Source organism: Clostridium fessum, assembly GCF_003024715.1.
Taxonomy (GTDB): domain Bacteria; phylum Bacillota; class Clostridia; order Lachnospirales; family Lachnospiraceae; genus Otoolea; species Otoolea fessa.
In genome coordinates, this window is record NZ_PYLO01000022.1 from 1 (window position 1) to 825 (window position 825).

1 protein-coding gene and 1 pseudogene are annotated in these 825 nt (G+C 38.5%); both read right to left on the reverse strand.

From position 1 onward, the window contains the following. Positions 1 to 564 (reverse strand): transposase (locus C7U56_RS15310; RefSeq protein WP_420867027.1); only part of this gene is annotated, 564 nt, incomplete at its 3' end. Then, positions 512 to 825: pseudogene (locus C7U56_RS16360) on the reverse strand (IS110 family RNA-guided transposase); the annotation flags it as partial. The pseudogene C7U56_RS16360 and the gene C7U56_RS15310, both read right to left, overlap by 53 nt.

Here is an 825-nt window from a genome sequence, read left to right on the forward strand (position 1 = left end):
TCTGAGAAATTTATTAGCGCCTGCAGTCATGTAAACATAGTACGGTTTACCCTGGGCACGTTTTCTGTCCATGAATTGATATACAGGATCATCTTGCGGCATTGTTTTAATAAGAACATCCATTACTTGAAAAAGAGTCTTTCTTAAATTTGAAGACCCACGTTTGGATGTTGGAACACTTTTTTGTGCATAGGAGCCAGACTCGTTTACGCCAGGATCTACCCCGGCGAAAGCAGTAAGGGCTCCTTTATGTGTAAATCTGGTTATATCACCGATCTCAGCCATAAGCTGTGGACCAAAAGATGGACCAATCCCTTTAAACTGCATAACAATCGGGTACTCTGGAAGTTTTGAGGCGGTTTCATTCATGAGAATGCGTATTGTTTCGACGGTAGCGGAAGTGCTGTTAAGCTGAGCGATAGCTTGTCTAATGATGCGTTTGGTTATTTCGTTTTTAGGAAATACCGGGACAAGTTCCGTTGCCTTGGTATAAATTTCTTCGGCTTTTGATTTATTGAAGATATATTTTTTTTTGCTTGCACCAGTTTTGATAGTGTTTAACAAAAGAATTTAGAGACATTTTACGAACGCAATCTACATGCCAATACGTATAGACAAAATCAACCCATTTTTGGGAGCCATCACTGCGGGGTGGACTATTAAAATAAGTATTTGCATTTGGGTATGTCTGGTCAATGAGATTAATAAGATTATTTTTCATAGCCGTTTTTTGTTTCACATAGAAATGAAACTGACGATTCATGGCCTTTAGTTGTGTGCGCAATTCATCCACAATACTATATGGTTTAAGATTTTGCCATTTGT